Below are 7,196 nucleotides of genomic sequence, written 5' to 3' on the forward strand. Positions count from 1 at the left end.
TCCGGGGGGAACTCCCCCATGGGCACCGCCCGGACACGGCGGTGGGCTCGGGCGCGGGTTCGCCGGGTTCGCCGGCGGCCCGCCCACGACGCAGCGCTCGTCGCAGACGCCCCTGCATATCAGTCACCCTCACCCTGACCGCCTATCAGTAGTAGTGGTTACCCGCCGCGCGGCGACGCGCGGTGAACGCGTAGCCCACGGCACCGGCCACGGCGATGCCGCCGCCGACCGCGAGAGCGGTGGCGTAGCCCCCGCCGTCCTGGGAACCGCCGAAGCCCGCCGAGGCACCGCCGCTGGGCGTGGCGGTGACGGTGAACGAGCCGGTCTGCTGGTTGCCGTTCACGCAGGTGACGCGGATCGGGTAGCTCTGGCCGGTGCGCAGGCCCTCGCGCTTGATCTGGCCGGTGCCGACCCACTGGTTGTTGTCGTTGCGCTTGAGGTGGATCGGCTGGCGGAGCGCCTCGGACGCCGCACCGCCGGCGGGCTCACAGGTCGCCCGCACCGTCACCGTGGTCCCTGCGGGACCGGAGGTGGGGGAAACCGAGAGCTGGTGGTTGCCCTTGGACTGCTTGTCGTCGCTGACGCCCTCGCTGGCGGCTGCCGGGGCAGCGACGGCGCCGGCGGTGAGCAGCGCGGCCGCAGTGCCCAGGGCCAGACGGCCGATGCGTGTCTGGGGAGTTCTCATGGAACGGTGACCTCCGGGTCTTCGGTCCGTCACGACGCGGTGACGGGCTGTCAGTGCCCATGCCAACAGCGGGTCACCGGACGCGCACCCCGAGCGCGTCCCGTGGGGGGTCCCGGTTGCTCCGTCCGGGGTGTGGCGAGCGGGTCGCGTCCGGCGGCGGTCCTGGCTCAGGCCGTGCGGCACAAGGGCGGGACGCCGTTCGGACGTGGCCGGGGAGCGCTTGTCGCGCGGTGCTGCGACAGGTGGGTGACGCAGGCGCTGCCGACGTGCCACGCGTGGCGACGGCGGGCGGCTCCGGCCGACGCGCTGAACCGTCCGCCGCCCGCCGCCCGCCGCCGGGCTCAGCGGGTGTCGAGGTCGCGTCTCCGGAAACCGGCGAGCCCGACCCGCACGAGCACCGCGGCAAGCGCGGTCAGTACCAGCAGCGGCGTCCACTGCATCGCTTCGGCGGGGAGTCTCGGTACGTGGCCGAAGGGGTCGAGACGGAGCACCCAGGTCGGGAACCGCATCAGGGCGCCGAGGTAGCCGAGCAGGAACGCACCGACCGGCACCGCCCACGCCAGCCCCGCCGCCCGCGGTGCCCAGCCGACGAGCATGACCGCGACGCCGACGGTGACCCACAGGGCCGGGGCGTACGCCAGGCCGGCGAGTGCCATGTCGAGGACGAGCGAGCCGTCCCCGGTGGCGACGGCGCCCACCGTCCCGAAGGTGAGGCCGCCGACGGTGGAGACCACGGTGCTCCCCACGAGTGCGACGGCGATGTGGCTGCCGAGCCAGGAGCGCCGGGACAAGGCGGTGGCCAGCAGGTGCTCGGCCCGCCCGGAAGACTCCTCGGCGCGGGCGCGGAGCGTCGCGAGCACGGCGTAGACGCCCACGATGGTCGCCTGGGGGACCATCACCAGCGCGGCGAACGACTCGACCACGCCACCGCCGAGGTCGCCCAGGGCGTCCTGCATGACATCGATGTCCTGCAGCATCGACTCGACGTCCCCGAGCACGCTGCCGTACATCGCGCCGAGCACGACGACTGCGGCAGTGAACCCGTAGAGCAGTCCGCGGTGGAGTCGCAGCGCGAATCCGACCGGGCGGGTGAGCCACGCGGTGGCCTCGCGGCGGCCGGGGCGGGAGGCACGCAGTCCGGCGCCGACGTCCCGTCGCAGCGAGAGCACGAAGCCGCCCGCCGTGAGGACACCGGCGGTGCCGAGGCACAGCAGGAGTGGCCCGACGTCGTTGTCCAGATAGGGGTAGGTGCGCTGGGCCCAGCCGACGGGGGAGAGCCACGAGAGCCAGTCGGTCGAGCCGCCGGCGGTGGAGTCCCCGGCGGCGCGCAGGGCGTAGGCGGCGCCGAGGACGGCCAGAGCGGTGCCGGACGCGGCCCGCGCGTGGGCGGAGATCTGCGTGGTCACGGCGGCGACGCCGGTGAAGACGAGGCCGAGCCCGGCGTAGGCGGCGCCGAAGGCCAGGGCTCCGGCGGGGGTGTACCCCGTGGCGTCCAGGCTGCTGAGCGCGAGCCCGGTGAGGATGCCGACGCCGAGTGCCGCGCCCGCGGCGACCAGCACCGCGGCGGTGAGGTGGGCGTGCCGTCCCACGGCGGTCGCCCGCAACAGTTCCGCCCGTCCGGTCTCCTCCTCGGCACGGGTGTGTCGCACCACGGTGAGGACACACAGCAGGGCGACGAACAGGCCGACGAAGCCGATCGCCTGGTGCCCGAGCATCGCCCCGTAGTGGTAGTCGTCCAGGTAGTGCGCCGGGCCGTTGAGGGCGAGGGTGGCGGGGCTTGTGCTGGAGGCGCGCACCGCCTCGCGGGCCGCCTCGTCAGGGAAGCTGTCGACCAGGGCGACGGCCATGGCGTAGGTGGAGAGCGTGAGGGCGAGCAGCCAGGCGGGGAGCCGCACGCGATCGCGGCGCAGTGCGAACCGGACGAGGGCCCCCGTGCCCACCAGCCCCGTTCGCCCGTCGCGGCGCACCGCGGGCGGGCCCGGGGCGGGCACGTCGCCGCCCGACGTGGTGGAGGTCGCGCTCATCGCCCCTTCTCCGCCTGGTGTTCGGCGGCGTCGTGACGCCGCGTCTCGGCGTCGACCCTGTCGCCGTAGTGGCGGAGCATCAGCTCCTCCAGCGTCGGTGGGTGGCTGACCAGGCTGCGCACGCCCGCAGCCGCGAGCAGCCGGATCGCCTCGTCGAGCCGGCCGCCGTCCACGGCGAACCGTACCCGCCCGTCGGTGTGCGACAGGTCGTGGACGCCGGGCAGTTCCGCCAGGCCGGTCGGGGGCCGCTCGGTTTCCGCCTCGACGGTGGTTCGCGTCAGGTGGCGCATCTCCTGGAGGGTTCCGCTCTGCACGATGCGGCCCTGCCTGATGATGCTGACCCGGTCGCAGAGCTTCTCCACCTGGGCCAGGATGTGGCTGGAGAGCAGCACGGTGGTGCCCGCCCTCGTGGCCTCCGCCACCAGGTCCTGGAACACGACCTCCATCAGCGGGTCGAGTCCGGACGTCGGCTCGTCGAGGAGCAGCAGCTCCGAGCGTGAGGAGAGCGCGGCGATCAGGGCGACCTTCTGGCGGTTGCCCTTGGAGTAGCTGCGGCCCTTCTTGGTGGGGTCGAAGTCGAACCGCTCCACCAGTTCGTCACGGCGCGCACGGTCGAGGCCGCCGCTGAGGCGGGCGAGCAGGTCGATCGCCTCGCCCCCGGTGAGGGTCGGCCAGAGCTCGACGTCGCCGGGTACGTAGGCGAGCCTGCGGTGCAGCGCGACGGAGTCGCGCCAGGGATCGCCGCCCAGGAGGGTGGCGGTTCCGCTGTCGGCGCGGGTGAGACCGAGCAGGACGCGGATCGCGGTGGACTTCCCCGCGCCGTTGGGCCCGAGAAAGCCGTGGACCTCGCCGGCTCCCACACTGAGGTCGAGCCCGTCGAGCGCACGGGTCGCCCCGAAACTCTTGACCAGGCCGGATGTATGGATGGCGGTTGCTACGGTGGCCATAGTCAGCAACTTACATGACGTTCATGAAAGTCTGAAGATTCGAAAGGTCGTGAAGATCTATGGTGTCGGGCGGTAGCGGCGAGGAGGGCGTGGACGCGGCGGCACGGTCTGCCGTCGTGGAGGCGTTCGCGACTCCCCTGATCGAGGGAGGCATGCAACGCATGGCCGCACGCGTCTTCGCCTGCCTCTTCGCCGAGGACTCGGCCACCCTCTCGGCCGGTGAGCTGGCCGAGCGGCTCGTGGTCAGTCCCGCGGCAGTCTCGGGCGCGATCACCTACCTCACCCAGACGAACATGATCACGCGCGACCGACAGCCGGGCTCGCGGCGCGAGAGCTACCGGCTGCACCACGCCGTCCTGTTCGAGATCATGACCAACCGCGACCGTGTCTTCGCCGACTGGACCGCCACGATGCGCGAGGGCGCCACGGTCCTCGGTACGGGGACGCCCGCCGGCCGGCGGATGCACCGGTCCGCCGAGTTCATGGAGTACATGCGGGCCGAGATCGCCGCAAGCATGGAGCGTTGGCGCTCCGGGGCGACGGAGGAGGCGCGGGGATGACGGCCGCCTCGGCGGGCCCGGCGTGCTCAGCCGGTCGGCAGGGACAGGTGCAGTGCTCCCGGCCGCACCCGCCAGGTGCGGCAGTGCGCGGGACCGTAGGTGACGGTGTCCGCCCGGTACTGGAACGACTGCCCCGAGACCGTCACCGACTCGGCCCGCGCGGTGACGGCCGGGTCCAGCTCGCTGTGGCGGACCACGACGGCGGCCAGCCCGTCGGCGGGCGAGACCGACACCTCGCGCACCGGCCGGTCGAGGTCGGCCAGCACCCGCCCGTCGGCCTCCACCCGGAGCCACTGCTCCGGTGCCACCGAGGGCCGCCACCAACTCCGGCGCGCGGTCGTGCGCTGCCGGGGCACCGCCGGTATGCCGAGTGCCCCGAGCACCACGCCGCCGGCGTCGTCCACCAGCAGGTCGAGCGGTCTGGTCGGCCCGTTCAGCACGGTGCGGGACGCCTGCACGGCGTCGGAGGGCAGACCGAGCGCGCTCGCGACCGTGACGCTGCCGGGCGGCCCGACGGGGACGAAGCCCAGCGGGTGCGTCGCCAGCTCCCCCCGGTGGTGGAGGGCGCGCACCGCCCGCAGCAGCGCCCGGTCGTCGCCGACGACCACCACCCGTCCACTCTGTATCCCGGCCATGGCCCGGGACATCTCCTGCGGGCGGTCCAGCAGGCGCACCCGCGCCTCCTCCGCCCCCGCGCTCAGCACATCGCGTGCGATACGCACCGATTCCCCGTCTGTCTGCCGGGCGATCGGGTCGATGACGATCAGCACCTGTTTGTTCGCCTCCTGGCAGCTGTGGGCCGCCGTGCTTGGACGGGGTACGTCCGCCCGTTCGCGGCCACGTTCGCCTGCCGCCCACGTGTCTCGTAAACTCTCGGTGCAAGAGCCCCTGTCGCGATTGTGTCAGGGGTTTCGTCGATCCGGGGCAGCTGACCATGAGATGCCCCGCCCGGAAGGGGTGTACGCCTGTGCCCGCACTAGTGGTACTCGGTGCTCAGTGGGGTGACGAGGGCAAGGGCAAAGCGACCGACCTGCTCGGTGGTTCGGTGGACTACGTCGTCCGCTACCAGGGGGGCAACAACGCCGGTCACACGGTTGTCGTCGGTGATCAGAAGTACGCGTTGCACCTGCTGCCGTCGGGCATCCTCTCGCCGGAGTGCACCCCGGTCATCGGGGGCGGTGTCGTGGTGGACCCGAAGGTCCTCCTCGCCGAGCTCGCGGGTCTCAACGACCGCGGCATCGACACCTCCAAGCTTCTGATCAGCGGCAACGCCCACCTGATCACTCCGTACCACACCAGCCTGGACAAGGTCACCGAGCGCTTCCTCGGCAAGCGCAAGATCGGTACCACCGGCCGCGGCATCGGTCCGGCCTACGCCGACAAGATCAACCGTGTCGGCATCCGGGTGCAGGATCTGTTCGACGAGTCGATCCTGCGGCAGAAGGTTGAGGCCGCGCTCGACGCCAAGAACCAGGTGCTGGCGAAGCTGTACAACCGCCGCGCCATCGCCGTCGACGGTGTGGTGGAAGAACTCCTGCACTACGCGCCGAAGTTGGAGCCGTTCGTCGCGGACACCACGCTGCTGCTGAACAACGCCATCGACGACGGCAAGGTCGTGCTCTTCGAGGGCGGGCAGGGCACGCTGCTCGACGTCGACCACGGCACGTACCCGTTCGTCACCTCCTCGAACCCGACCGCGGGCGGCGCCTGCACGGGTGCCGGAGTCGGCCCGACGAAGATCACCCGCGTCGTCGGCATCCTCAAGGCGTACACCACGCGCGTCGGCGCCGGCCCGTTCCCGACGGAGCTGGAGGACGAGGACGGCGAGGCGCTGCGCCGGATCGGCGGCGAGTTCGGTGTCACCACCGGCCGCGACCGCCGCTGCGGCTGGTTCGACGCGGTCATCGCCCGCTACGCGACCCGGGTCAACGGCCTGACGGACTTCTTCCTCACCAAGCTGGACGTCCTCACCGGCTGGGAGCGCATCCCGGTGTGCGTCGCCTACGAGGTCGACGGCAAGCGCGTCGAGGAACTGCCCTACAACCAGAGCGACTTCCACCACGCGAAGCCGATCTACGAGTACCTGCCGGGCTGGACCGAGGACATCACCAAGGCCAAGACGCTGGAGGACCTGCCCGCCAACGCCCGCGCCTACGTGCAGGCACTGGAGGACATGTCCGGCGCCCCGATCTCCGCCATCGGCGTCGGCCCCGGTCGCGACGAGACCATCCAGATCCGCCCGTTCATCTGAGCGCGCCGCCCCGGGCCTGCCCGGGGCCCTGAACGCACCGCGCCCCTCCCGGACGACCCCGTCCGAGGAGGGGCGCGGTGCGTTCAGGGCGGTGTCGACCGGCCGGTGCGCGGGACGGTTCAGCCGACGCGCCTGAACTCGATCGGGTACGCGTCGTCGTCGCCGCCGACCAGCGTCGAGATCTCGATGCCCTTGTCCGCCGTCCCGACGGGTGAGCGAGTCCGTACGGAGGTCGGAGCAGGCCTCGCTCTCGGCGTCGTTCCGGCTCGGGCCGGTCACCATGGTGCCGTTCGCGGGATCGCCCGCCACCGCTTCCGGCCCGCGCGGCGGAGCGGCGGGGGGGACGCCGGGGCGCGGGCGGTGCGGTCAGGTGCGGTGCGTCCCGGCTGGGCGCGGGCGCCCCTCGGCACCGGCACCGGCGTCGTCGTTGCTGTCGTTGCTGTCGTCGGTGTCCGTGGTCGCGGGCCGGGCGTCACAGCCGTGGTGGTCGTCCGACCGACCGGACGCGCCTGCCGCGGCGGGCCGCGCGGGCTGACGGTCGGTGCCGCTTCCGCGCTCGGGGCGGGTGGCCTCCGCGGCCCGACCGGTGGCAGCCCCCGCGACGGGGAGGGTCGCCACCGGTTATGTGGCGGGCCCCTCGCTGCACGAGGTCGTCGGCTCCGGCACCGGCCCGCTGCCGCCGCGCAGCGTCGCGGCGCTCGCCAACGGTCTGACGCAGGCGCTGGCGGA

Annotated in this window: 6 protein-coding genes; 2 read left to right on the forward strand and 4 right to left on the reverse strand. The window is 72.9% G+C overall.

Annotation, left to right across the window (positions count from 1 at the left end; translation table 11 throughout):
- Positions 1-145 precede the first annotated feature (145 nt).
- From HCN52_RS19630 to HCN52_RS19640, 3 genes are all read right to left on the reverse strand, one after another.
- Positions 146-685, reverse strand: coding sequence for a hypothetical protein (locus HCN52_RS19630; protein WP_168089774.1), 540 nt, complete (start codon positions 683-685; stop codon positions 146-148).
- Positions 686-1,026: 341 nt separating this feature from the next.
- Positions 1,027-2,709, reverse strand: coding sequence for an ABC transporter permease (locus tag HCN52_RS19635; RefSeq protein WP_209314756.1), 1,683 nt, complete (start codon positions 2,707-2,709; stop codon positions 1,027-1,029).
- The gene (locus HCN52_RS19640; protein ID WP_168089775.1) at positions 2,706-3,656 is read right to left on the reverse strand and encodes an ABC transporter ATP-binding protein; all 951 of its coding nucleotides are present in this window, start codon (positions 3,654-3,656) and stop codon (positions 2,706-2,708) included. Before HCN52_RS19640 ends, HCN52_RS19635 begins: the two co-directional genes overlap by 4 nt.
- Before the next feature lie 59 nt (positions 3,657-3,715).
- On the opposite strand from HCN52_RS19640, the gene HCN52_RS19645 reads away from it, so the two are divergent.
- On the forward strand, positions 3,716-4,216 hold the full coding sequence (locus HCN52_RS19645) for a GbsR/MarR family transcriptional regulator (protein WP_168089776.1): 501 nt from the start codon (positions 3,716-3,718) through the stop codon (positions 4,214-4,216).
- Between the two features lie 26 nt (positions 4,217-4,242).
- On the opposite strand, the gene HCN52_RS19650 is transcribed toward HCN52_RS19645, so the two are convergent.
- Positions 4,243-4,986: a diacylglycerol kinase family protein gene (locus tag HCN52_RS19650; RefSeq protein WP_312876788.1), complete on the reverse strand. Its 744-nt coding sequence runs from the start codon at positions 4,984-4,986 to the stop codon at positions 4,243-4,245.
- A 197-nt stretch (positions 4,987-5,183) separates the two neighbouring features.
- On the opposite strand from HCN52_RS19650, the gene HCN52_RS19655 reads away from it, so the two are divergent.
- Positions 5,184-6,467 carry an adenylosuccinate synthase gene (locus HCN52_RS19655; protein ID WP_168089777.1) on the forward strand — a complete coding sequence of 428 codons (1,284 nt, stop codon included), beginning with the start codon at positions 5,184-5,186 and terminating at the stop codon, positions 6,465-6,467.
- Positions 6,468-7,196 lie beyond the last annotated feature (729 nt).

This window comes from Streptomyces bohaiensis (genome assembly GCF_012033785.1).
GTDB classification, from domain to species: domain Bacteria; phylum Actinomycetota; class Actinomycetes; order Streptomycetales; family Streptomycetaceae; genus Streptomyces; species Streptomyces bohaiensis.